Raw genomic sequence first — 22,710 nt, forward strand, 5'->3', positions numbered from 1 at the left:
GCCACCGCATCCATCCGCGAAGGAGACCGCCATGAACATCGAACGCGCCGAAGTGATCGTCACGAGCCCCGACCGCAACTTCGTGACCCTGAAATTGACGACCGACGACGGCCTCACCGGCCTCGGCGACGCCACCCTGAACGGGCGCGAGCTCGCGGTCGTCTCCTACCTGCGCGACCACATCGTGCCGTTGCTACTCGGCCGCGACGCGCACCGCATCGAGGATACGTGGCAGTTCCTCTACCGCAGCGCTTACTGGCGGCGCGGTCCGGTCACGATGGCCGCGATCGCCGCCGTCGACATGGCGCTGTGGGATATCAAGGGCAAGGCTGCCGGCATGCCGGTGTACCAGTTGCTCGGCGGCGCCTCGCGCACCGGGTTGCTCGCCTATGGACACGCCTCGGGCAAAGAGCTGCCGGAGTTGTTCGACAGCATCCGGGCGCACCAGGAGCAGGGATACCGCGCCATCCGTGTTCAGACCGGAGTGCCCGGCCTGACATCGATCTACGGCATCGCGTCGAACGCGACGTACGAAGCCAACACGGATGTGCGCTACGACCACGAGCCTGCCCAGCGCGGAGCGGTGCCTGCACAGGAAGACTGGGACACCCGGTCCTACCTGCGCCACGTGCCCACGGTCTTCGAGGCCGTCCGCCATGAGTTCGGTGCCGAGATTCCCCTTCTGCACGACGCGCACCATCGGCTGACTCCGATCCAGGCAGCGCAGCTCGGCAAGAGCGTGGAATCTTTCGATCTGTTCTGGCTGGAGGACTGCACCCCTGCCGAGAACCAGGAGGCTCTCCGCCTCGTTCGCACGCACACCACCACGCCGCTTGCGATCGGTGAGATCTTCAACACCGTCTGGGACTATCAGCAGATCATCCGAGAGCAGCTCATCGACTACGTCCGATCGGCGGTCACACACACCGGAGGCATCTCCCACCTGAAAAAGGTGCTCGACTATGCCGCTCAGTATCAGATCAAGTCGGGGATGCACGGCCCCACCGACATCTCCCCAGTAGGCATGGCCGCCGCCATGCACCTCGGTCTGTCGATCCACAACTTCGGCATTCAGGAATACATGCAGCACGGGGAGAAGACGAACTCCGTCTTCCGCACGTCTTTCACCTGGGAGGACGGCATGCTCCATCCCGGCGACGAACCGGGTCTGGGCGTGCACCTCGACGCCGATAATGCCGGGCGCTACCCGTACGTACAGGCTTATCTGCCGTACAACCGTCTCGCCGACGGCACGGTCCACGACTGGTGAGAGCGGCCGACGGGACGCGTTCTATGATCACGCAATGAGCACAAGCGGCACGCGCGTCACGCTGGCGCAGCTGGCCGAGGAGGCCGGGGTCTCGATCGCGACGATGTCGAAGGTCCTCAACGGCCGGACGGATGTCGCCTCGGCGACCCGGGCGCGGATCGAGCAGCTCCTCGCAGAGCACGGCTACACCCGCCGTGCGGCCAGCCGACGCAGCGACTACGTCGAGCTGGTCCTCCACGAGCTCGAGCCGAGCTGGTCGGCGGACATGATCACCGGGGTGGAGACCGTCGCGGCGGAAGCGGGGCTGTCGACCGTGCTCACGCTCAGCGGCGACCGGCACGCACCCGGCGACGAGTGGATCGACGGCGTCCTGCGCCGGAGCCCGGCCGCCGTCATCCTCGTCTTCTCGGACCTCGCGCCCGCCCACCGCGACAAACTCAAGCGGCGCGGCATCCCGTTCGTCATCGTCGACCCGTCCGGCGATCCGGCCGCCGACGTGCCGGCGGTCGGATCGGCGAACTGGACGGGAGGCCTCGTGGCCACCCGGCACCTCATCGAACTCGGACATCGGCGGATCGCCGCCATCACCGGACCTTCCGACGCGCTGTGCTCCCACGCGCGCCTCGACGGCTACCGCTCGGCGATGAATGCCGCGGGGCTCCCTGTCGATCCGAATTGGGTGCGCTTCGGCGACTTCCACCCCTCGGGCGGCGAGGTGTGGGCACGTGAGCTCCTCGCTCTCGAGGAACGCCCGACGGCGATCTTCGCGGGGAGCGACCTGCAGGCGATCGGCGTCATCGCCGCGGCACGGGCAGCCGGGCTGGACGTCCCCACCGACCTGTCGGTCGTCGGGTACGACGACATCGCTCTGGCGCGCTGGTTCAGCCCGCAGCTCACGACCATCCATCAGCCGCTGCGCCGGATGGGCGAGGAGGCGACCCGGCTCGCGCTCCGGCTGGGCACGGGCGGCCAGCCGGAAACGCTGCGCATGGATCTCGCCACTCACCTGGTGGTGCGGGAGAGCACGGCGCCGGCGCAGCCGCGACCCGACGCCCGAGCGGCCGTCGAAACTTAAGTGACGTGTTTCGTAACGTTTAGATGAGGAAGGCCCTCACCCCGCTTCTGCGCACATAGGTTTGCGACCACGACAAACCCCGCGCAAAGGAGCGTATTCGTGAGACGACATCGTGCTCGATCCGCTGCAGCCGCCGTCCTGGCAGCCGCAGCTCTGATCGTCGCCCCCCTGTCGGCCGCCTCCGCAGCCGACACCGTCATCGCCTCGGCCGACTTCGAGGACGGCACGACCGGCGATTGGATCGCCAGCGGAGGAGGTGAGAACACCCTCTCCGTCGTCGACCTCGACGGCTCGCAGGTCCTGCAGGTCGCCGACCGCGCCGACGATTTCACCGGCATCCAGAGCCCCGCCGGGATCTTCGAGGCAGGAACGACCTACAGCGTCTCGGCCCGCATCAAGCTGGCCGAAGGCACCGCAGACCAGTCGGCGCGCTTCGTGATGAAACCGGCCTACACGTGGATCGGGCCGACCACCGCCACCGCCGCCGACTGGACCACCATCAGCGGCGAGTACACCATCCCCGCCGACGCGAACCTGCCCGAGCACCAGCTCTACATCGGTACGGGCGACGCCGAGTCGGGGACGTTCACCTACTACCTTGACGACCTCGTCGTCACGGCGCTCGACACCGATCCCGCCGAGCCGACCGAGCCGACCGACCCCGGCACCCCGCCGGTGACCGGTCCGACCGCGCTCTCGAACGACTTCGAAGAGGGCCTCGGCGGATGGGTTCCGCGCGACAGCGGCAGCGGCGCCCCGACGGTGGCGCTCACCAGCGACGATGCGCAGCAGGGCACCCAGGCGGCAGCTCTGACGGGCCGCACCTCGCAGGGCTCGGGCTTCGGCCACGACATCGCCGAGCTCCAGGCCGACACCACCTACGAGGTCACGGCATGGGTGCGCTTCGGCGCTGGTCAGCCGACGAGTCCGGTCTGGCTGAGCCTGCAGCGCGACTACCAGGGGGCGACGACGTTCTCGACACTCGCGCAGTTCGCGGACGTCACCAACTCGGGGTGGACGCAGGTGCGGGCATCCTTCCCTCTCCAGGCGTTCGACACAGGTCTGCTCTACTTCGAGACGGACTACAACGGCACCAACACGTCCGACCTGTACTTCGACGACATCCAGGTGAGCGTCCCCGAGCCCGGCGAGATCCAGGACCTCACGCCGCTCCAGGACACACTGGACGTCCCGGTGGGTGTAGCGATCGACAGCCGGGAGACGACGGGCGTCGCCTCGGAGCTGCTGCTGCGCCACTTCGACCAGATCACGGGTGAGAACTACATGAAGCCCGAGGCCTGGTACGACGCGAACGGCCAGTTCCGCGCCAACCCCGAAGCCGTCGCGCTGATGGACTTCGCCGAGGCCAACGACCTCGCGGTGTACGGGCACGTGCTGGTGTGGCACAGCCAGACGCCGGCGTTCTTCTTCGAGGCAGCCGACGGCTCACCGCTCACCACGAGCGATGGCGACAAGCAGATCCTGCGGGACCGCCTCCGCGAGCACATCTTCAACGTCGCCGAGTGGCTCGCCACCGAGTACGGCGAGTTCGGCGGCACCAACCCGCTGAACGCGTGGGACGTGGTCAACGAGGTCGTCTCCGACGGCTCCGAGTACGCCGACGGCCTCCGTCGAAGCGAGTGGTACCGCATCCTCGGTGAGGAGTTCATCGACCTGTCGTTCCAGTACGCCGACGAAGCGTTCAACGACGTCTACGCCGCCGACGGGACCGACCGCCCGGTGACCCTCTTCATCAACGACTACAACACCGAGCAGTCGGGCAAGCAGGGGCGCTACCTGGCGCTCGTCGAGCGGCTCCTCGAGCGCGGCGTGCCGATCGACGGTGTCGGACACCAGTTCCACGTGAGCCTGGCGATGCCCGTCTCGGCACTGGAGCAGGCGATCACGACGTTCGCCGACCTGCCGGTGACCCAGGTGGTCACCGAGCTCGACGTCACCACGGGAACCCCGGTGAGCGAAGCGCTGCTGATCGAACAGGGCTACTACTACCGCGACGCGTTCCGGGTGTTCCGCGAGAACATCGACGAGCTCTACAGCGTCACCGTGTGGGGCCTCACCGACGGTCGCAGCTGGCGCTCCGCCAACGGCGCTCCCCTGCTGTTCGACGACGCCTACCAGGGAAAGCCCGCGTACTTCGGCGCCGTCGATGAGGAGCTCCCCGCCCGCCAGCGCAGTGCGTTCGTCTTCGGCGGATCGGTGCCGGTGGACGACACCGCGACGACCTCGGCCGAGTGGGAGCGTCTGCCCCTGCTGCCGATCGAGCAGACCGGAGCGTTCCAGCTTCGCTGGGAGCCCGGCACCCTCACCGCGTATGTCGAGGTGACGGATGGATCGATGGATGACGGCGACGGCGTGACCTTCGACGTGGGCGGCCAGCAGTACGCCGTCGCCCGCGATGGGGAGGGCGACGTGTCCGCGTCGGTCACCGAGACCGAGACCGGTTACCGGGTCGTCGCGGCTCTCCCTCTCGGCGACGCCGATCTCGGCGAGGTGGTCCGCTTCGACGTGCGCATCGCCGACGGCGACTCCTCCGCCGGGTGGAACACCGCGGGCGAGCTGGGGAACCTCACGCTCGTCGAGCCGCTGTCCTTCGTCGAGGTCGTCGAGGCGTCGGAGACGCCGACCATCGACGGCGCCGTGGATGACGCGTGGGCCGCCGCGAACGCCGTGACCACCGACCGTCAGATCGAGGGCACCGCCGGTGCCACCGCATCGGTGCGGACCCTGTGGCAGGACAACGCCCTGTTCGTCCTCGCCGAGGTCGCCGACCCGGTGGTCGATGTCTCGGGTTCGGATCCCTGGATCCAGGACTCCGTGGAGATCTACGTCGACGCCGGCAACGTCAAGAACGGCTCCTACCGGTACGACGACACCCAGATCCGCATCAGTGCGGCCGGCGCGGTGTCGTTCGGAACCGGGGACGAGGCGTTCCAGCGGAACCGCGTGGAGTCGCAGGTGACCACCGTCGACGGCGGTTACGTCGTCGAGGCCCGCATCAGCCTGCTCGACTCGGGCGGCGAGGGGACGTTCCACGGTCTGGACTTCCAGGTCAACGACGCCTCCGACGGCGCGCGCACCGGCATCCGCAACTGGGCCGACCCCACCGGCGCCGGCTACCAGTCCACCGCCCGATGGGGCGTGGGAGAGCTGGTCGCCGCGGACGACACCACGCCCACCGAGCCCGGTGAGCCCACCACACCGACCGAGCCGGGCGCACCCGGTGAGCCCGGTACGCCGACCACGCCTCCGGCGCCGGGCGGATCGGACGGCGGCGCGGCGGACGACCCGGGCAACCCGCTCGCCTCGACCGGCGGCGGCCTGCCGATCGGCCTGGGCCTCGCGGGCCTGCTGGCCCTGCTCGCCGGCGCGATCCTCGTGCAGCGGCGACGGGAGCGGATGCAGGGCTGAGGCGCATCGTCCCCCGGGGTGCCCCGCGTCCGTTCGGGCGCGGGGCACTTCCCCTCTCGCAGTGCGGTGCCCCGCGTCCGTCCGGGCGCAGAGCACCCTTCTCCCTACACTGGAGCGATGAGTCTGGTCGGGCCCGGCGGTCGACAGCGGAACCTGTCGACGATCCTGACGCTGCTGCATCGCCTCGGCCCGCTCTCACGGGCGAGTCTCACCGAGGCCACGCGACTCAATCGATCGACGATCGCCGACCTCGTCGGTCAGCTCGTCCGCCACGGTCTGGTGACCGAGCGCGCCCCCGACCCGGCCCGCCGGGTGGGGAGGCCCTCGCCGATCGTCGCGGTCTCGCCGCGGGTCGTCGCGGTCGCCGTGAATCCGGAGGTCGACGCGATCACGCTCGCCGTCGTCCGCCTCGATCAGACGACCGTGATCCGCGAACGCCATGAGGTCGACCGGCCCCCGACTCCCGAGGAGGCCACCGCTCTCCTCGCCGCGCGGTTGGAGGCGTGGCGCCGCGGCGTGCTCGCCGACGCCGCGATCGTGGGGATCGGCCTCGCTGTGCCGGGCCTCGTGCGTGCCTCCGACGGTCTGGTCCGTGACGCCCCCCACCTGCACTGGCGCGATGTGCCACTCGGCGACCTCGTCGCCGAGGCGACGGGCCTGCTCACCCGGGTCGCCAACGACGCCAGCCTGGGGGCGATGGCCGAGCACCTCTTCGGAGCGGCCCGCGGCGTCGACGACGTCGTCTACCTCAACGGCGGCGCGAGCGGCATCGGCGGCGGCCTCATCGTGGGCGGTGTCACGGTGGGGGGCTCCGGCGGGTACGCCGGCGAGTTCGGTCAGAACCGGCCCGGGATCGCCGACGGCGCAGACCGGCTGGCCGCCGACGGCGTGCTCGAAGACGAGGTCAGCAGGTCGCGGCTCCTCGCGGCCGTCGGGCTCGATTCCGCCGACGAGCCCACCCTCGCCGCCGCCCTCGCCGACCCGCCTGATCCCGGCACCCGCGCCGCCGTCTCGGCCGAGGTCGAGCGGCAGCGCCGCATCCTGTCCACCGCCCTCGCCAACGCGGTGAACGTCCTGAACCCCTCCGTGGTCGTGCTCGGCGGGTTTCTGGCGACCATCGCCGACGTGGATGTCGCCGGCCTTCTCGCGCGCGTGCGTGCGCAGGCGATGCCGGCGGCGACCGAAGACCTGCAGCTGCGCCTGGCCTCGCTCGCGGAGGACCGCCTGCTCATCGGCGCGGCCGAAGTCGTCTTCGACGCCCTCTTGGCGGATCCGTCGAGCGCTCTGGAGCTCGCCGGATCCGTCGATGTTGACGCCGAGGTCAGCGCGGCGGCGGTGCCGTCGTCCCCCTGACCACCAACCGCGTCGCCAGCCCCACGTGCGTGGCGTCGAGCGTGTCGCCGTTCATCAGCGCGACCAGCATGCCGGCGGCGGTCGCACCGAGCCCCTGCATCGGCTGACGCACGGTCGTCAGCGACACCGGCCCCTGCGTCGCGTCGGGGATGTCGTCGAACCCGATCACCGAGAGGTCGTCGGGGATTCGCAGTCCCATCCCCGCCGCGACGTCGATGAGGCCGAGCGCGGAAAGGTCGTTCGCCGCGAAGACGGCGGTCGGCGGGCGGTCCTGACCGAGAAGCCCGCGGGCCTGCTCGCGCACCACGTCGGGCTGGTACATACCGACCCGCACGAGCGAGGGGTCGTAGGCGACGCCGGCATCGGACAGAGCGCGACGGTACCCGGCGTCTCGGAGGATGGATGACCGGAGGTCCGGGCGCCCGGCGATGAAGCCGATGCGCCGGTGCCCCAGTTCGAGCAGGTACCGGGTGGCCTCGCGTGCACCGGCGAAGCTGTCGGATTCGACCGTGGGAAGGTCGGCACGACCGGTGTGGGGGTCGACGGCGACGATCGGCACCTCGGCGCTCGCGCCGACCACCGTCGGGGTGACCATGATGACCCCGTCGATCAGCGTTCCGCTGAGCCTGCTGAGCGAACGGCGCTCCCAGCCCTCGCCGTTCTGCTGACGCGAGCCGCTGTACGCCAGGAGATCGTAGTGCGTGTCGCGCAGAGCCCGTCCCACGCCCTTCATGATCTCGGCGCTGAACGGCTCGAAGTCCGCCACCAGCACCCCGATGACGCCGGTCCTGCGCGATCGCATGCTCGAGGCGACGAGGCTCGACTCGTAGCCGAGCTCGGCGACGACCTGCAGCACGCGCTCCACGGTGTCGGGGGCGACACCGTACCGGCCGTTCACGGCTTTGGACACCGTCGCCGCCGAGACACCCGCGGCGCGGGCGACATCGGTGATGGTCGGACGGGAACCCATGGGGGGATGCTAGCGCCATTGAAACTGTTTTCGAAAACGTTTGACACTTTTCCCTCCGTTACGAAGACTGGACGCCGTCCGGGTCCCGACAGCAGCCCGGAATTCGCATCGCACCTCGAGGACCGAGAGTGCACCTCAAGGAAGAGAACAGGTGAATCACATGAAAGCCAGCAGAATCACAGCGGGCGCAGTGTCACTGCTCGCCGGCGCGCTCGTGCTGAGCGCATGCTCCGGCGGAGGAGGCGGCGAGTCCGCTGACGGCAGCGTCGAAATGACGCTGTGGCAGAACTCCACGACGGGCCCCGGCCAGGAGTTCTGGCAGAACGCGATCGACTCCTTCATGGAGGAGAACCCCGGCGTCACCATCGAGATGCAGTCGGTGCAGAACGAAGACCTCGACGGTCTGCTCCAGACCGCGCTGAACGCCGGCGACCCGCCGGACATCTTCCTCCAGCGCGGCGGCGGCAAGATGGCCGACATGGTCAACGCGGGTCAGCTCAAGGACCTCACCGACGTGATCTCCGACGACGTGCGCGCCGAGATCCCCGAAGGGTCCTTCGCGGCGGAGACCTACCAGGACTCGGTGTGGGCCATGCCGCTCTCGGTTCTGCCCGGTGGCTTCTGGTACAGCGAGGACGCCTTCGCCGCGGCCGGGGTCGAGGAGACCCCCACCTCGATCGCCGAACTCGAATCCGCCGTCGAGTCGCTCAAGGAGACCGGCATCGCGCCGATCGCCCTCGGCGCCCAGGACGCCTGGCCGGCCGCTCACTGGTACTACTTCTTCGCCCTCCGCGAGTGCAGCCCCGAGGTGATCGAGGAGACCGGCGACTCGAAGGACTTCAGCGACGAGTGCTGGACGCGCGCCGCCGAGAACCTCCAGGACTTCGCCGCGATCGAGCCCTTCAACGAGGGCTTCCTGACCACCCCCGCCCAGCAGGGCGCCGGCTCGTCGGCAGGCCTCCTGGCCAACCGCCAGGCGGCGATGGAGCTCATGGGCGCCTGGAACCCGGGTGTCATCGCCTCCCTCACGCCGGACGAGCAGCCGCTCCCCGACCTCGCCTGGTTCCCGTTCCCCGAGATCGAGGGCGGCGAGGGCGAGCCCGGCTCGATGATGGGCGGTGTCGACGGGTACTCGTGCGCCGAGCAGGCTCCCGACGAGTGCGTCGACTTCCTGAACTTCATCGCCAGCGCCGAGCAGCAGCAGCTGTACTACGAGGCGTTCCAGTCGCCCCCGGTGAACACCGTGGCGCAGGAATCGGTCACCGAGCCCTACCTGCAGCAGATCCTCGAGGCGTACAACAGCGCCCCGTTCGTCTCGCAGTGGCTCGACACGGTCCTCGGCCAGAACGTCGGCAACGCGCTGAACGTGGCGGTCGTCGACATGCTCGCGGGCAACAGCGACCCCGAGCAGTTCATCCAATCGGTCAACACGGCGGGTGCGCAGGGCTGACATGACCGTTCGCGAGATGTCCACCTCGGACTCCGATCTCGCGCAGCACGACGGGGGCGGCGCCACGCCGCCCCGTCCGTGCGGCGGGACAAGAGTCGTCCGCGCGGCCTGGGCTGGTCCGGCCGCCTCGAAGTCCTCCTCATGGTGGGCCCCGCCGTCATCTTCTTCGTAGGGTTCGTCATCCTGCCGGTGGTGATGGCGGCCTACTACGGCTTCTTCCGCTGGTCGGGGTTCGGCCCCGCCACGGACTTCGTCGGCCTCCAGAACTACTTCGTCATCTTCAGTGACCCGAACTTCCAGGCGGCGCTCGGTCACAACGCCTTCATCGTCGTCGCCTCGCTGGTGATGCAGGGACCGGTGGCGCTGCTGCTGGCGCTGCTGCTGAACCGCAAGATGCGCGGTCAGTCCGTCATCCGAGTGCTGATCTTCGTCCCCTACGTCATCGCCGAGGTCGTCGTCGGCACCGGCTTCAGCCTTCTCCTCGCAACGCGCGGGGCCCTCAACGGCTTCCTCGAGAACGTCGGTCTGGGCTTCCTCGCCGCCGACTGGCTCTCCGATCCCGCGATCGCGATCTGGACCCTGATGGCGATCCTCACCTGGAAGTACGTCGGCTTCGCCGTCATCCTCTTCCTCGCGGGTCTGCAGTCGATTCCAGAGGAGCTGTACGAAGCCGCCGCGATCGATGGGGCGTCGTACTGGCAGATCCAGCGGCGGATCACCCTGCCGCTGCTCGGACCGACCGTCCGCATCTGGGCGTTCCTGTCGATCATCGGCGCACTGCAGCTGTTCGACCTCGTCTACATCATCTGGGGCCAGTACGTCGCATCGGTCGCCGGTACCAACACCATGGCGATCTACATGGTCGCCACCGGCCGCAACGCCGGGAACTTCGGCTACGGAAACGCCGTCGCCGTCGTCATCTTCCTCATCTCGCTGGCCGTCGCCCTGGTCTACCAGCGCTACGTGCTGCGACGCGACACCGCCGGCGCGATCACCGAAAGGGGTGCCGGATGAGCACCATGACCCTCACCACCCGCGTCGCCGGCCGGCGCAGCAAGGGTGCGCCGGCCAAGAAGCTCCCCTGGGGCCCGCCGAGCGTCTACTTCATCGCCCTCGTCGTCATCGGGATGATGCTCGGCCCGGTGCTGTACATCATCATCGGCGGCTTCCGAAGCAACTCCGAGATCACGGTCAACCCGGCTGGTTTTCCCACCGAGTGGCGCTGGGAGAACTACGCCAGCGTGCTGGCGGCTCCGCAGTTCTGGACGCAGGTGGGCAATTCCACCCTCGTGGGGCTGGCGACCACGTTGGGGGCCGTCGCGCTCGGGCTCATGGCCAGCTACGTGATCGCCCGCTACAGCTTCCGCGGCCGTGGCGCGCTGTACGCGCTGTTCGCGGCGGGACTGATGTTCCCCATCACCGTCGCGATCACTCCGCTGTACATCGTGATCCGCAACCTCGGCCTGATGAACAGCCTTCCCGGCGTCATCCTGCCCCAGATCGCGTTCGCACTCCCGGTGACGATCATCATCCTGGTGCCGTTCCTGCGCGCCATCCCCGATGAGATCCAGGAGGCGGCCTACATCGACGGATGCGGGCGTCTGTCGTTCTTCTGGCGGATGGTGTTGCCGCTGTCGATCCCCGGCGTCATCACCGTGGCGATCCTGGCGTTCATCGGCAGCTGGAACGCGTATCTGCTTCCCCTGTTCATCCTGAACAACGAGGCGGCCTTCACCCTCCCCCTGGGTGTGCAGCAGTTCTCCTCGCAGTACTCCGTCGACACCGCACGGGTGCTGGCGTTCACGTCCCTGTCGATGCTCCCCGCGCTGATCTTCTTCAGCCTGTTCGAGCGTCGCATCGTCGGCGGCCTCACCGGCGCCGTCAAGGGCTGACGTCTCGTTCGCTCGTCGACATCGAAGAAAGCAGCATCGTGACCATTCCCCCTGCCCTCTCGGCATCCGATCGCGTCCTGGACCTCGTCCACCGCATGACCCTCGAGGAGAAGCTCGGCCAGCTCGTCGGCTTCTGGATCGATCAGGGCGATGAGGTGGTGGCCCCTCTCGCGGGCGAGATGAAGACCTCGACCCGGTTCGAAGACGCCGTCGTGCACGGCATCGGGCACTTCACGCGCGTCTACGGCACCCGCCCGGTCGATCCCATCGCCCGGGCGGAGTGGCTGTGGAACGAGCAGCGCCGCCTCCAGCGGGAGACGCGGCTGGGCATCCCCGCGCTCGTCCACGAGGAGTGCCTCACCGGGCTCGCCGCGTGGCAGGCCGCGACCTTCCCCACGCCGCTCGCGTGGGGCGCGGCGTGGGACCCCGAGCTCGTGGCAGAGATGGGCCGCCTCATCGGGGGATCGATGCGCGAGCTCGGCATCCATCAGGGGCTTGCTCCGGTGCTCGATGTCATCCGCGACCCCCGGTGGGGCCGGGTCGACGAGTGCATCGCCGAAGACCCCTACGTCGTAGGCACCATCGGCACGGCGTACGTGCGCGGTCTGCAGGACGCGGGGGTGCACGCCACCCTGAAGCACTTCGTCGGCTACTCCGGCTCGCAGGCTGGCCGGAACCACGCACCCGTGCACGCGGGGCCCCGTGAGATGGCGGATGTCTTCCTGCCGCCGTTCGAGATGGCGGTGCGTGACGGTGGCGTGCGCTCGGTGATGAACTCGTACGCCGAGATCGACGGCGTGCCCGTCGCCTCATCTCACGAATACCTCACCGAGCTGCTGCGCGACCGATGGGGTTTCGACGGCGTCGTGGTCGCCGACTACTTCGCGGTGGCCTTCCTGCACACCATGCATCAGATCGCCGCCGATCTCGGCGAGGCCGCACAGCTTGCACTCGAGGCCGGAATCGACGTCGAGCTGCCCACCCTGGACGCCTTCCCCGCACTGACCGAGCGGGTTCGCTCCGGCCTCCTCGACGAAGCGGTGATCGATCGCGCGGTGACGCGTGTGCTCACCCAGAAGGAGGAGCTGGGCCTCCTCGACGCCGATTTCGACACCCCGCCCCGTCAGATCGATCTCGACAGCCCCGCCCACCGCCGCGTGGCGCGCCGGCTGGCTGAAGAGGGGACGGTGCTGCTGACCAACGACGGAACGCTGCCGCTCGCCCCCGACGCGCGTCGGATCGCCGTCCTCGGACCCAACGCCGACAGCGCGGAAGCCCTCATGGGCTGCTATTCGTTCGCCAACCACGTTCTCGCGCATCACCCCGGGACGGAGATGGGCTTCGAGATCCCCACGGTGCTCGAGGCTCTGCGCACCGCACTCCCCGACGCGGAGATCTCGCACGAGGCCGGCTGCGACGTCGAGGGCGACGACCGGTCGCGGATCGCCCCGGCGGTCGATCTGGCGGCGGTGAGTGACGTCGCGGTCGTCGTGGTCGGCGACCGCGCGGGCCTTTTCGGCCGCGGCACAGTCGGAGAGGGCAACGACGTGGAGTCCCTCGACCTCCCCGGCCTGCAGCGCGAGCTCGTCGAGGCGGTCGTCGCCACCGGCACCCCCGTGGTGATGGTGCTCCTGACCGGGCGGCCCTATGCCATCGCGTGGGCGGTCGAGGGCGAGCGGTCCCCCGCGGCCGTCGTGCAGTCGTTCTTCCCCGGCGAAGAGGGCGGCGCGGCGCTCGCGGCGATCCTCACCGGTGCGGTCAACCCGTCGGGCCGGCTGCCGGTGTCGCTCCCCCGGTCGGCCGGGGCGCAGCCCTACACCTACCTGCATCCGCTCCTGGGCGGACCCTCCGACGTCACCAGCGCCGGCAATACACCCGTCCTGCCTTTCGGCCACGGCCTCGGCTACACCTCCTTCACCCGCGAAGACCTCACCGTCGATGGGTCGGTGGTCGCCGGCGCGAGCTTCACGGCGACGGTCACGGTGCGCAACGCCGGCGCGCGGAGCGGCACCGACGTCGTGCAGCTGTACGCGCACGATCCCGTCGCCACGGTCACGCGTCCCCAGGCTCAGCTGCTCGCTTACCAGCGGGTTTCGCTCGAGCCCGGTGAATCGGCGACGGTCTCGTTCGAGGTTCCCACCCAGCGACTCGCCTTCAGCGGGCGCGACCTGACCCGCATCGTCGAGCCGGGCGCGATCCAGCTGTGGGTGGGAGCGTCGGCCGCCGACCGCGAGACGACGGCCGCCCTCGAGATCACTGGAGACGTACACCCCGTGGGGGCGGGCGATCCGCGGATCGCGACCGCGCGCGTCACCCCGGCACCGGCCCCCCGCGACGGGGTGTCGTCCCCCGTGGCCGCAGCCGTCCGCTGACAGGCGAGTGCGCGCGGCCGCCGCACGCGGGCGCGCGGGTATACCCCTGACGCCGGGCCGTCAACCCACTGGGCTGACGGCCCGGTTCGGCGCAGGGTGGAGCGTGAAGGAGGTTGTCATGACTCTTGCTGCACTCCCTCTTCCTGAGGAGACACCGGGCTCCACCCCCGCAGAGCCTGTCGTCCCGACGCCGGACGAACCGACCGCTCCGACTCCGTCGGAACCGAATCCGCTCCTTCCCCCCGAGCGCTCGGCCGCGCCGCTGGGGGTGACCTGAGCATGGGCACGATCTTCTACGGCGGCTCGGCGACCCCCATCCACATCGAGGACCGGGCGTTGTCGCACCTGAAGGTCGTCATCGCCACGAAGCTGCGCCGCGATGAGAGCTTCACCGTCTCGTGGCGGCATCCCGATGACGAGCCGACCGGGCGAAGCACGATCTGGCTGCACCCGTCGATTCCGTTGCGCTTCGTCTTCGACGAGCCGGAGCAGCCGGCGATCAGCCGCGCCTGGATCGACGAGCTGGTGGGCTCGGCGAACTCCAGCGGCGGCATCACGCTGATCACCGACCACATGGACGCTTCCGCCGAGAACACTCCGGCACATATCGCCGAGCTGCGCGCCCTGCCCTGATCCACCCGCGATCGCCGCATACGCTGCCCGGGTCGCTCCCGACATCCCACGCGATCCGCCAGAGGAGCGGCTCGGATGCCCCGCACGCAGTGTTTCGTGACGGGTCGCGCCCGCCACGCCGGCCACCCGAACGCGACCCGTCAAAACATGCGGCTCGGATGCCGCGCACGCAGCGTTTCTTGACGGGTCGCGTCGCCACGCGGCGGCCACGCCCGCCACCGAACGCGACCCGTCAAAACGTGCGGCTCGGATGCCCCGCACAGAGCTTTTCTTGACCGGTCGCGCCCGCCACGCCCGCAGCCCGAACGCGAACCGTCAAAAGATGCGGCTCGGATGCCGCGCACGCAGCGTTATTTGACGGGTCACGGGCGCCACGAGCAACGAACCGCGAGCGACCAGCCAACAGCAACGCGACGGCGCGCCGCTCTGACGCGCGAGAACCGCCGGGGCGGGTCAGCTCAGACCGCGGGGAGCCGAACCCGAGCTCGGCGGGTTCTCCTCCTCGGCGGGCTCGGGCGTGATGCTGAGGCCGTTCGGGCCGCTTGCGGCGAGCATGAGCTCCTCGATCCACAGGCGGTTGATACGGGGGTTCCGACTGCCGAAGAAGTGGAACTGCATCGGCACCGACGGGTGCATCCAGAAGCTGCGCCGTCCGCTGCCATCGCCGATCTCGACGTCGAACATGAAGGACTCCGACCGGCGGAGCTTGTTCATCACGACGATCCGGAGGTGAGCGAGCGTCCGGTCTTCGATGTCAACGGAGTTCGCCATCGTGTCGTAGATGAACCTACCCATGAGGAAATCCTAGTCGGACGGCGCCCGCCGCGGCGCCGACGACCCGGTGCTACAGCGGCTTGCCCCCGGTCACGGCGAGGATGGCCCCGGACGTGTACGACGCGTCATCGGAGGCGAGGTAGACGTATGCGCCCGCGAGCTCCGCGGGCTGTCCGGCACGCCCGAGGGGGGTGTCCGAACCGAAGGAGGTGAGCTTGTCCTCGTCGAAGCCGGTCGCGGGGATGAGCGGAGTCCAGATCGGACCGGGAGCGACGGCGTTGACACGGATTCCCCGCTCACCGACCTCCTGGGCGAGCGCCTTCACGAACGCCACCTGCGCCGCCTTGGTCATCGCGTAATCGATGAGGCCCGGCGAGGGCTGGAACGCCTGGACCGACGAGGTGACGATGATCGATGCTCCCGCCGTCAATCGCGGCAGTGCCGCGCGCGCGGTGAACATCAGCCCGTAGAGATTGGTGCGGAAGACGCGGTCGAACTCCTCGGTCGGGATCGTGGCCAGGCTGTCGCGATCGGCCTGGTACGCGGCGTTCAGCACGACGATGTCGAGGCCGCCCATACGCTCGGCGGCATCGTCGACGATGCTCGTCGCGAATGCCTCGTCGCGCAGATCGCCGACGAGCGCCGCGCCGGTGCGGCCGGCGTCTTCGATGAGCGATACGGTGCCCGACGCATCCTCCTCCTCCTCCGGCATCGCCGTGATGACGACGTCGGCACCCTCTCGCGCGAATGCGATGGCCACGGCGCGGCCGATGCCCGAGTCACCCCCGGTGATGAGGGCGCGCTTGCCGGCGAGCCTCCCGGAGCCGACGTAGCTGTCCTCGCCATGGTCGGGGTCGGGCGCCATCTCATCGATGGTGCCGGGCTGCTGCTGCCCCTGAGGCGGGAAGTCCTGCTCGCTGCGGTCCGACATGGGGTTGCTCCTCGAGGTCGACGGGCGATGTGGTCTCGACGTTCGTCGCAGACCGACACCGGGGCGAGGGGGTTGACAGACGGATGCCGCGGGCTCACCCGCGCGCGGGCGGGCGGTGCGGGATCGGCACGGGGCGGCGCGGTCCACCGCTTCCGCACGAGAGCACCTCCACGGCGGTGCGGAGGACGTCGTCGAGGCGGCCGAAATGGTGCGGTGCGCGGATACCCCGGCCCCAGATCACGTCGACCCCGAAGGCGACGCGCGTCACGATGGCGATCACACCGCTGGGGTCGTCGTCGGGAAGCGAGCGATCGCGCAGCTGCCACGAATCACCGGACACCGACGTGAATTCGAAGAACCTTTCACTGAGGTTGTACATGGCTCTCACCTCGTCTCGATGGTGCGCCGACGAGAAGGGCGTCGCCCAGACCCTTGACAGCAGCGATCGAACCGCTCCCGCCACCCCGCTACCCCGCTACCCCGGGGACCGTCAAGCGGGTGCGAACCGGGCCGCGGCGCGCCAGGCTGGATGACAGCCGCGGTATCGTCCCTCGACGGCGCCGCCCCCGGGAAGGGAAGACCACATGACCACGAACCAGCCGCACGATGACGACCAGACAGCATCCGTGAGCCCGACGCCCGCAGGTGGCGGCGGTGCCGACTCGGGTGCAGCCCCGGCGGTCGCCGCGGAGGGCACGGGCTCGGCAGACGCCGAGGCGTCGAGCCAGAACGACATCGCCGGTGTCGGCCCGCGCGGTGGAGAGTCGGACGGGGCCGCGACGCAGGATGCGCCCCTCGAGGATCAGAACGACGCGACGCTGAGCGAAGAGGTGCGGGGCATCCTCGTGCAGACCCGGGCCGACGTCCAACTGGGCAATGCGCGCGAGGACCAGCTCCGCGACATCCTCTCCCGTCGCCTGCGTGACGCCGGACTCGGTGACGACGTCGACCTCGACGCCCTGGTCCGAGAGGTGGAGAGCCCGTCGGACGACGACACCTCTCCGGGCGTCCACTCCTGATGGACGCCGTCGAGGCGCTCGCGCAGCGCGCCCAGGATCGCGGGGCGCGGTTGGCCGTCGCCGAGTCGCTGACCTGCGGCCTGCTCGCCTCGACCATCGGAAAGGGCGAGTCGGCGCAGGAGTGGTTCGCCGGAGGCGTGATCTGTTATGCGCTCGATGTGAAGGAGCGCCTTCTCGGGCTGGAGCCGGGCACCGATCCGTGCTCGCCCGAGTGCGCCGAGCAGCTCGCGCGCGGCGTGCGGCAGCTCATCGTCGCCGACGTCGCGGTTTCGGTGACGGGCGTCGGCGGTCCGCAGCCGTCGGACGGACATCCGGCCGGCACCGTCTACGTGGGCTGGGCGGATGACACCGGCACCGGCCACCGGATGCTGGAACTCGACACCGATGACCCCGGCGAGGTGCTCGAGGCCAGCGTGGACGCTGCGCTCCACGTCTTCCTCGACCGCCTCGCCTGAGTCCGGGGTGGGGCGGACTACTTCTTCGCGTCCACGGGCGGGAGGTCCTGCAGGTCGCTGCGGTCGCGGAGCGAGTCTCCGTCGTCCACCGCGACCGTGTCGGTGTCGTCCGTCTCAGGGGTGGGCTCGTGGGTCTGCGCGCCGTCGGCTGCGTCGGTCGGGTCGGAGGGCTGAGATGCTGTCGCGTCGCTCATGCCATCCACTGTCTCGCTTTCGCGCGCGCCGGTCGACCCCGTTGACATCCGGGTGGAACCGGGAAAGGTCCGCCCCGTCGCGCGCGCGAGGGTGAGGCGCACGATCCGCACGGGGGGCACGTCGCGCGGCCAGTGGATGAGGACGGTGTGGATGCCGCGACGGAACCTCCGTCGCATCGCCGACGCGTCGGCGAACGGGCGCATGGACATCCCCATGGGAAGCCCCGGAACCAGTCGGATGCGGTGACGCTCGCCGAGGTGGAAGGCGAGGTCGAGGTCGTCGTGCACGTCGGGGTCGTCTCGGTGGACGAGAGGTGCGACGCGCTGCCAGGCCTCCCGGCGGACCGCGAGATTCGACCCCCAGAGCGGCGCGTGGCCGAGCGCCGGCCAGAGCGAGGCGGAGTAGGCGAAGAGATAGACCGCGGCGAGCGGTCGGCGAAGCCACGGGGGTCCATCGACGAAGCGGCCCCCGCCCGTCACGGCTGCGACCTCGGGCTGCGCGTCGAAGGCGCGGACGATCCCGGCCACCCACTCCCTGCCCGGTCGGCAGTCGGCATCCATGCGCGCGATGATGTCGCCGGTGGCCGCATCGAAGGCAGCGGCGTTCGCCCGGGGGATGCCTCCGCCCGGCTCCCGCACCAGACGGGCACCCGCCTCTCGCGCGACCGCTTCGACGTGGTCGTCGGAGCCGTTGTCGAGCACGACGACCTCGTCCGGCGGCACCGTCTGGTCAGCCAGCGCGGTCAAGGCGTGCCGCAGCTCGTCGGCGTCATCCTTCACGGGGATGACGACGCTGATCCGCCTCGGGGGGTTCGGGTGGGCCATCCTTCGACCGTAGAGACGAGCGGGCCGGCGCCGCGGGGGTTTGCGACGGACCGGGGAATCGGATATCGAGACGTGATGTGCCGGACCCACGGGTGGTCTAACATGTGCCCCGACTCATCATGAGCACTTCCACGACATCCGCCGACCCGTCCGCCTCGCGCCCGCCCCGCCCGCGCCGACGGCACTCCATCGCGGAGAAGATCGGGGCGATCGGGCAGAACCGGGCGGCGGCGCTCCTGCTGCTCATCGCCACCGCTGTCGCGGTCATCTGGGCCAACGTCGCGCATGGCGCCTACGAAGCGTTCTGGGAGATGCACCTCACGGTCGGCCTCGGCGACATCCAGCTCGATTTCACGCTGCACGCCCTGGTCAACGACGCGCTGATGGCGATCTTCTTCTTCACCGTCGGGCTGGAGGTGCGGCGCGAGTTCGCGATCGGCGAGCTCACCAGCTGGTCGCGGGCGCTGGTTCCCGTCACCGCGGCGATCGCCGGGCTGGTGGTGCCGGCCCTGCTCTTCGTCTGGATCGCCCTCCCCTCGGGGTACGCGCACGCGTGGGGCGTGGTGATCTCGACCGACACCGCCTTCCTCGTGGGCGCCCTCGCCCTCGTCGGTCCGAGGATTCCCGGGCGACTGCGGATCTTCCTGCTGTCCCTCGCGGTCGTCGACGACATCGGGGCTCTGAGCATCATCGCGCTGGTCTACACCGAGAACTTCACCCCGCTTCCGCTCATCGTCGCCGCGGTGGGTCTTGTGGGCGTCTACTTCACGCGCTATCTGCCCTCGGGCCGGGGGCCGGTGTATGCGACCCTTGCGATCATCGTGTGGCTCGCCTTCCTCGCCTCGGGGGTGCACCCGACACTCGCCGGCGTCGCCATCGCCCTCCTCGTGCCGGTCTATCGTCCCAATCGGCGCGACGTCGAGCACGCGCTGGATCTCGCCCGCACCTTCCGGCAGTCGCCGAACACCGAGTACGCCCGCGCGGCGGCCAACAGTCTGCGCGAGTCGATCTCGATCAACGAGCGCCTGCAGTCCGCCTACGCCCCGTACGTCGCCTATGTCATCCTGCCGCTGTTCGCCCTGGCGAACGCGGGAGTTCAGCTCACGCCCGAGATCCTCGCCGGCGCGATGAGGCTCGGCACTCACCTGGGGTATCGTCATCGGCCTGGTCGCGGGGAAGTTCCTGGGCGTGTTCGGGTCGTCGGCCGTTCTCCGGCTGCTGAAGATCGGTGACTTCGGCCCCGGTCTCACCCTCGACCGGATCGCCGGGGGCGCGGCTCTGTGCGGTATCGGATTCACGATCTCCCTCTTCATCGTCGACCTCGCGATCGACGATGACCTGGCGCAGAACGAGGCGCGCGTCGGCGTGCTCGTCGCATCCGTCCTCGCCTTCGTCGTCGCCACGATCGTGTTCCGGGTGTCTGATGCGATGCACCCGGACATGCAGACGGGCGAGACCCTCGTCCGGCCGGTCGACCCGCGACGCGACCACGTCTTCGGTTCGATGGACGCGCCCTACGAGATCGTCGAGTACGGCGACTTCCAGTGCCCGTTCTGCCTGAAGGCGTCGGGGTCGATCGAGGAAGTCCGGCGCGAGCTCGGCGATCAGCTGCGGTACGTGTGGCGACATGCGCCGCTGACCCAGCAGCATCCCAACGCCCTGGCGGGCGCCGAAGCGTCGGAGGCGGCAGCCCTCCAGGGGAGATTCTTCGAGTTCGAGCGGGGTCTCTTCTCCGACCAGGAGCACCAGCTCCCATCCGACATCGTTCGACTCGCGGCCTCGCTCGGCCTGGATGTCGAGCGGTTCGAACGCGACCTCACCGCCCCCGAGGTGACCGCACGGGTGCGCGACGACATGCTCGACGCCGAGGCGATGAACATCTCGTCCGTGCCGACGTTCTTCCTGGGCGGGCGCCGCCATCACGGTCCCTACGACGCGCAGACCCTCATCCGTTCGCTGCAGGCGTCACGCGCAGAGCCTCAGGGCCCTCGTTCTGACGCGTCGGCTGAGTAGCCTTCTGGGCATGGCCGGTCCGAATCTCGACCCAATCCAATCACCCACCCTCAGCGACGCTCAGTGGGAGCGCCTGACGTCAGCCGCTGAACCGCGGGATGTCGCTGCGGGCGAGTACGTCTTCCGCTCCGGTGAGCGCGACTACCCGATGATCCTCGTCGCCACCGGCGAGGTGGAGGTCGTCCGCGATGCCCTTGTCTGGGCGGATGAGGAGATCCTCGCCACGGTCGGTCCCGGCTCGATCGTCGGCGAGCTCGGACTGCTCAACGGCCAGGCGGCGTTCCTCTCCGCTCGCGTGGCCGAGGCGGGGCGGATGTACTTCCTCCCCCGTTCGCAGCTGCGCCGGATCATGAACGAAGACGACGAGCTGTGCGACATCATCCTGCACGCCCTCTGGGCGCGCCGCGAGAGCCTCCGACGAGGATCTGCGGCGTGGACGCTGAAATTCCTGGGCCGCGACGGATCCAGCGAGTTTCTCGCGCTTCGCCGCTTCGCCGAGCGCATCGACCTGATCCACGCCGCGCACGCGGTGACCGATCACGAGGTGCTGAAGGCAGAGGCATCGGGGAAGACGCTGCAGTTCACCGCGGACGATCTCCCGGTGGCGTTCATCCAGGGCGAGCCCCTCGTTCGGGCGACCCCGGGGATGGTGGCCGACCGGCTGGGGCTCAGCTACCAAGGTCAGGCGGACGAGGTCGTCGACCTGGTGGTCATCGGAGGCGGCCCTGCCGGGCTCGCGGCCGCGATCTACGGGGCGTCGGAAGGCCTGGAGACCGTTCTTCTGGACGCGGTGGCGCCCGGCGGTCAGGCCGCAGCGACCTCGCGCATCGAGAACTTCCTCGGTTTCCCCTTCGGGGTCAGCGGCGGTGACCTCATCGGCCAGGCGACCCTGCAGGCCTTGAAGTTCGGCGTCCGTGTGTACGCGCCCTGCGAGGCGATCGCTCTCGATCAGCATGGCGACGACCTCGACGTGACCCTCGCCGACGGGCGCCGCATCCGCACGCGCAGCACGATCGTCACCTCCGGCGCCAGCTACCGCCGGCTCCAGCTGGACCGGTGGGAGGACTTCGAGCGCGCGGGGATCTACTACGCCGCCACGCCGCTCGAGCTGCGCCAGGTGGCCGAGTCGCCCGTCGTCGTCGTGGGCGGTGCGAATTCGGCGGGACAGGCTGCGCTGTACCTCGCGGCGAACGGGTGCGACGTCAACCTGGTCGTGCGTGGAGACAACCTGTCGTTCCGCATGTCCAGCTACCTGGTCGATCGACTCCTCGAAGATCCGCGCGTCCACGTGCACACGCAGTCGCACGTCGTCGGCCTCGACGGCGACCGCTCCCTCCGCAAGGTCGCCATCGACAGTGTCGGCGAGGTCGACGCGCGCGGCCTGTTCTGCTTCATCGGCGCCGATCCTGCGACCTCCTGGCTCCCCGACCTCGATCGCGACCATGACGGGTTCGTGCGCACCGGTACCGACATCACCGTGCAATCACTCACGAGGTGGCAGGAGATGGGACGGGAGCCTCTGCCGTTCGAGACCTCGCTCCCCCGCATCTTCGCCGCCGGCGACGTGCGGCGGGGCTCGATGAAGCGCGTGGCCGCGGCGGTCGGCGAGGGATCCAGTGCCGTCGCCTCGGTACACCGCGCTCTGGCCGGATGACCGCGCCATCTGTCGAGGGAGAGGGAGAGGGAGAGGGAGACGATGAGTGAGACCGCGATCGATCCGCAGGCGCGCCCGAGCGGCGACGGGTGCCTGGAATGCTCGGAGCACGACGGGTGGTGGGTGCATCTGCGGCGGTGCGCTGCCTGTGGGCACGTGGGATGCTGCGACGACTCGCTCGGTCGCCATGCGACGGGACACTTCCGCGAGACCGGGCACCGCGTCATCCAGAGCTTCGAACCCGGCGAGGACTGGTTCTGGGACTACATCGACGAGCAGATGATCGACGGGCCGGCACTGGCCCCGCCGCAGAGTCACCCCACCGACCAGCCGGCGCCCGGGCCGCGCGGTCGCGTTCCGCTGAACTGGCGGCAGATCCTGCAGGAGCGGTGAACCCGCCC

The 22,710-nt window shown here is 69.6% G+C and carries 21 protein-coding genes; 16 read left to right on the forward strand and 5 right to left on the reverse strand.

The features are described 5' to 3' along the window. Nucleotides 1-31 precede the first annotated feature (31 nt). From manD to QSU92_RS06705, 4 genes are all read left to right on the forward strand, one after another. Nucleotides 32-1,270 carry a D-mannonate dehydratase ManD gene (manD, locus tag QSU92_RS06690; RefSeq protein WP_289265398.1) on the forward strand — a complete coding sequence of 413 codons (1,239 nt, stop codon included), beginning with the start codon at nucleotides 32-34 and terminating at the stop codon, nucleotides 1,268-1,270. A 34-nt stretch (nucleotides 1,271-1,304) separates the two neighbouring features. Further along, entirely contained in the window at nucleotides 1,305-2,345 is a 1,041-nt protein-coding gene (locus QSU92_RS06695) for a LacI family DNA-binding transcriptional regulator (RefSeq protein WP_289265399.1), read from the forward strand. 99 nt (nucleotides 2,346-2,444) lie between these two features. Continuing rightward, entirely contained in the window at nucleotides 2,445-5,774 is a 3,330-nt protein-coding gene (locus QSU92_RS06700) for an endo-1,4-beta-xylanase (protein WP_289265400.1), read from the forward strand. Between the two features lie 117 nt (nucleotides 5,775-5,891). Beyond that, a complete protein-coding gene (locus tag QSU92_RS06705) occupies nucleotides 5,892-7,127 on the forward strand; it encodes an ROK family transcriptional regulator (protein WP_289265401.1) in 1,236 nt (411 codons plus the stop codon). Here the strand turns inward: QSU92_RS06705 and QSU92_RS06710 are convergent. Continuing rightward, entirely contained in the window at nucleotides 7,096-8,097 is a 1,002-nt protein-coding gene (locus tag QSU92_RS06710) for a LacI family DNA-binding transcriptional regulator (protein ID WP_289265402.1), read from the reverse strand. The two genes, QSU92_RS06705 and QSU92_RS06710, sit on opposite strands and share 32 nt — an antisense overlap. A 160-nt stretch (nucleotides 8,098-8,257) precedes the next feature. On the opposite strand from QSU92_RS06710, the gene QSU92_RS06715 reads away from it, so the two are divergent. The 6 genes from QSU92_RS06715 (at nucleotide 8,258) to QSU92_RS06740 (ending at nucleotide 14,444) form a co-directional block, all read left to right on the forward strand. Beyond that, entirely contained in the window at nucleotides 8,258-9,547 is a 1,290-nt protein-coding gene (locus QSU92_RS06715) for an ABC transporter substrate-binding protein (RefSeq protein ID WP_289265403.1), read from the forward strand. 141 nt (nucleotides 9,548-9,688) lie between these two features. Next, a complete protein-coding gene (locus QSU92_RS06720) occupies nucleotides 9,689-10,561 on the forward strand; it encodes a carbohydrate ABC transporter permease (RefSeq protein WP_422880417.1) in 873 nt (290 codons plus the stop codon). Then, nucleotides 10,558-11,439 carry a carbohydrate ABC transporter permease gene (locus QSU92_RS06725; RefSeq protein ID WP_422880419.1) on the forward strand — a complete coding sequence of 294 codons (882 nt, stop codon included), beginning with the start codon at nucleotides 10,558-10,560 and terminating at the stop codon, nucleotides 11,437-11,439. Before QSU92_RS06720 ends, QSU92_RS06725 begins: the two co-directional genes overlap by 4 nt. Nucleotides 11,440-11,534: 95 nt before the next feature. Beyond that, entirely contained in the window at nucleotides 11,535-13,811 is a 2,277-nt protein-coding gene (locus QSU92_RS06730; RefSeq protein WP_289265838.1) for a beta-xylosidase/alpha-l-arabinosidase, read from the forward strand. Between the two features lie 118 nt (nucleotides 13,812-13,929). Continuing rightward, nucleotides 13,930-14,088: a hypothetical protein gene (locus QSU92_RS06735; RefSeq protein WP_289265404.1), complete on the forward strand. Its 159-nt coding sequence runs from the start codon at nucleotides 13,930-13,932 to the stop codon at nucleotides 14,086-14,088. A gap of 2 nt (nucleotides 14,089-14,090) precedes the next feature. After that, entirely contained in the window at nucleotides 14,091-14,444 is a 354-nt protein-coding gene (locus tag QSU92_RS06740) for a DUF7882 family protein (RefSeq protein WP_289265405.1), read from the forward strand. Between the two features lie 453 nt (nucleotides 14,445-14,897). Here the strand turns inward: QSU92_RS06740 and QSU92_RS06745 are convergent, their stop codons facing one another. The 3 genes from QSU92_RS06745 to QSU92_RS06755 all read right to left on the reverse strand — a co-directional run bounded on the left by QSU92_RS06745 (nucleotide 14,898) and on the right by QSU92_RS06755 (nucleotide 16,528). Next, entirely contained in the window at nucleotides 14,898-15,239 is a 342-nt protein-coding gene (locus QSU92_RS06745) for a DUF7882 family protein (protein WP_289265406.1), read from the reverse strand. 49 nt (nucleotides 15,240-15,288) lie between these two features. Beyond that, entirely contained in the window at nucleotides 15,289-16,149 is an 861-nt protein-coding gene (locus tag QSU92_RS06750) for an SDR family oxidoreductase (protein ID WP_289265407.1), read from the reverse strand. Between the two features lie 94 nt (nucleotides 16,150-16,243). Continuing rightward, nucleotides 16,244-16,528, reverse strand: a complete 285-nt coding sequence (locus QSU92_RS06755; RefSeq protein ID WP_289265408.1) for a hypothetical protein — start codon at nucleotides 16,526-16,528, stop codon at nucleotides 16,244-16,246. A gap of 205 nt (nucleotides 16,529-16,733) precedes the next feature. Here QSU92_RS06755 and QSU92_RS06760 point away from each other — a divergent pair, with 205 nt between their 5' ends. Together QSU92_RS06760 and QSU92_RS06765 are read left to right on the forward strand one after the other, a co-directional pair. Next, the gene (locus tag QSU92_RS06760; RefSeq protein WP_289265409.1) at nucleotides 16,734-17,168 is read left to right on the forward strand and encodes a hypothetical protein; all 435 of its coding nucleotides are present in this window, start codon (nucleotides 16,734-16,736) and stop codon (nucleotides 17,166-17,168) included. Continuing rightward, a complete protein-coding gene (locus QSU92_RS06765) occupies nucleotides 17,168-17,623 on the forward strand; it encodes a CinA family protein (protein WP_289265410.1) in 456 nt (151 codons plus the stop codon). Before QSU92_RS06760 ends, QSU92_RS06765 begins: the two co-directional genes overlap by 1 nt. 17 nt (nucleotides 17,624-17,640) lie before the next feature. Here the strand turns inward: QSU92_RS06765 and QSU92_RS06770 are convergent, their stop codons facing one another. Next, the gene (locus QSU92_RS06770) at nucleotides 17,641-18,642 is read right to left on the reverse strand and encodes a glycosyltransferase family 2 protein (protein ID WP_289265411.1); all 1,002 of its coding nucleotides are present in this window, start codon (nucleotides 18,640-18,642) and stop codon (nucleotides 17,641-17,643) included. 119 nt (nucleotides 18,643-18,761) lie between these two features. Here QSU92_RS06770 and QSU92_RS06775 point away from each other — a divergent pair, with 119 nt between their 5' ends. The 4 genes from QSU92_RS06775 to QSU92_RS06790 are packed head-to-tail and all read left to right on the forward strand — an operon-like array spanning nucleotide 18,762 to nucleotide 22,702. Further along, complete coding sequence (locus QSU92_RS06775; RefSeq protein ID WP_289265412.1) at nucleotides 18,762-19,874, forward strand: Na+/H+ antiporter NhaA; 1,113 nt, start codon at nucleotides 18,762-18,764, stop codon at nucleotides 19,872-19,874. Then, nucleotides 19,831-20,655 carry a DsbA family protein gene (locus tag QSU92_RS06780; protein ID WP_289265413.1) on the forward strand — a complete coding sequence of 275 codons (825 nt, stop codon included), beginning with the start codon at nucleotides 19,831-19,833 and terminating at the stop codon, nucleotides 20,653-20,655. Before QSU92_RS06775 ends, QSU92_RS06780 begins: the two co-directional genes overlap by 44 nt. Before the next feature lie 10 nt (nucleotides 20,656-20,665). Then, on the forward strand, nucleotides 20,666-22,309 hold the full coding sequence (locus QSU92_RS06785) for an FAD-dependent oxidoreductase (RefSeq protein ID WP_289265414.1): 1,644 nt from the start codon (nucleotides 20,666-20,668) through the stop codon (nucleotides 22,307-22,309). 42 nt (nucleotides 22,310-22,351) lie between these two features. After that, nucleotides 22,352-22,702, forward strand: coding sequence for a UBP-type zinc finger domain-containing protein (locus tag QSU92_RS06790; RefSeq protein ID WP_289265415.1), 351 nt, complete (start codon nucleotides 22,352-22,354; stop codon nucleotides 22,700-22,702). The last annotated feature ends 8 nt before the right edge of the window (nucleotides 22,703-22,710 follow it).

Origin of the sequence: Microbacterium sp. ET2, assembly GCF_030347395.1 — a bacterium.
Classification (GTDB): domain Bacteria; phylum Actinomycetota; class Actinomycetes; order Actinomycetales; family Microbacteriaceae; genus Microbacterium; species Microbacterium albipurpureum.

Bases quoted from the DNA above. Each gene is read 5' to 3' on its own strand.
- manD (WP_289265398.1), top strand. From the start codon at position 32: ATGAACATCGAACGCGCCGAAGTGATCGTCACGAGCCCCGACCGCAAC.
- QSU92_RS06695 (WP_289265399.1), top strand. From the start codon at position 1,305: ATGAGCACAAGCGGCACGCGCGTCACGCTGGCGCAGCTGGCCGAGGAG.
- QSU92_RS06705 (WP_289265401.1), top strand. From the start codon at position 5,892: ATGAGTCTGGTCGGGCCCGGCGGTCGACAGCGGAACCTGTCGACGATC.
- QSU92_RS06710 (WP_289265402.1), bottom strand. From the start codon at position 8,097: ATGGGTTCCCGTCCGACCATCACCGATGTCGCCCGCGCCGCGGGTGTC.
- QSU92_RS06715 (WP_289265403.1), top strand. From the start codon at position 8,258: ATGAAAGCCAGCAGAATCACAGCGGGCGCAGTGTCACTGCTCGCCGGC.
- QSU92_RS06720 (WP_422880417.1), top strand. From the start codon at position 9,689: ATGGTGGGCCCCGCCGTCATCTTCTTCGTAGGGTTCGTCATCCTGCCG.
- QSU92_RS06725 (WP_422880419.1), top strand. From the start codon at position 10,558: ATGAGCACCATGACCCTCACCACCCGCGTCGCCGGCCGGCGCAGCAAG.
- QSU92_RS06730 (WP_289265838.1), top strand. From the start codon at position 11,535: ATGACCCTCGAGGAGAAGCTCGGCCAGCTCGTCGGCTTCTGGATCGAT.
- QSU92_RS06735 (WP_289265404.1), top strand. From the start codon at position 13,930: ATGACTCTTGCTGCACTCCCTCTTCCTGAGGAGACACCGGGCTCCACC.
- QSU92_RS06740 (WP_289265405.1), top strand. From the start codon at position 14,091: ATGGGCACGATCTTCTACGGCGGCTCGGCGACCCCCATCCACATCGAG.
- QSU92_RS06745 (WP_289265406.1), bottom strand. From the start codon at position 15,239: ATGGGTAGGTTCATCTACGACACGATGGCGAACTCCGTTGACATCGAA.
- QSU92_RS06750 (WP_289265407.1), bottom strand. From the start codon at position 16,149: ATGTCGGACCGCAGCGAGCAGGACTTCCCGCCTCAGGGGCAGCAGCAG.
- QSU92_RS06755 (WP_289265408.1), bottom strand. From the start codon at position 16,528: ATGTACAACCTCAGTGAAAGGTTCTTCGAATTCACGTCGGTGTCCGGT.
- QSU92_RS06760 (WP_289265409.1), top strand. From the start codon at position 16,734: ATGACCACGAACCAGCCGCACGATGACGACCAGACAGCATCCGTGAGC.
- QSU92_RS06765 (WP_289265410.1), top strand. From the start codon at position 17,168: ATGGACGCCGTCGAGGCGCTCGCGCAGCGCGCCCAGGATCGCGGGGCG.
- QSU92_RS06770 (WP_289265411.1), bottom strand. From the start codon at position 18,642: ATGGCCCACCCGAACCCCCCGAGGCGGATCAGCGTCGTCATCCCCGTG.
- QSU92_RS06775 (WP_289265412.1), top strand. From the start codon at position 18,762: ATGAGCACTTCCACGACATCCGCCGACCCGTCCGCCTCGCGCCCGCCC.
- QSU92_RS06785 (WP_289265414.1), top strand. From the start codon at position 20,666: ATGGCCGGTCCGAATCTCGACCCAATCCAATCACCCACCCTCAGCGAC.
- QSU92_RS06790 (WP_289265415.1), top strand. From the start codon at position 22,352: ATGAGTGAGACCGCGATCGATCCGCAGGCGCGCCCGAGCGGCGACGGG.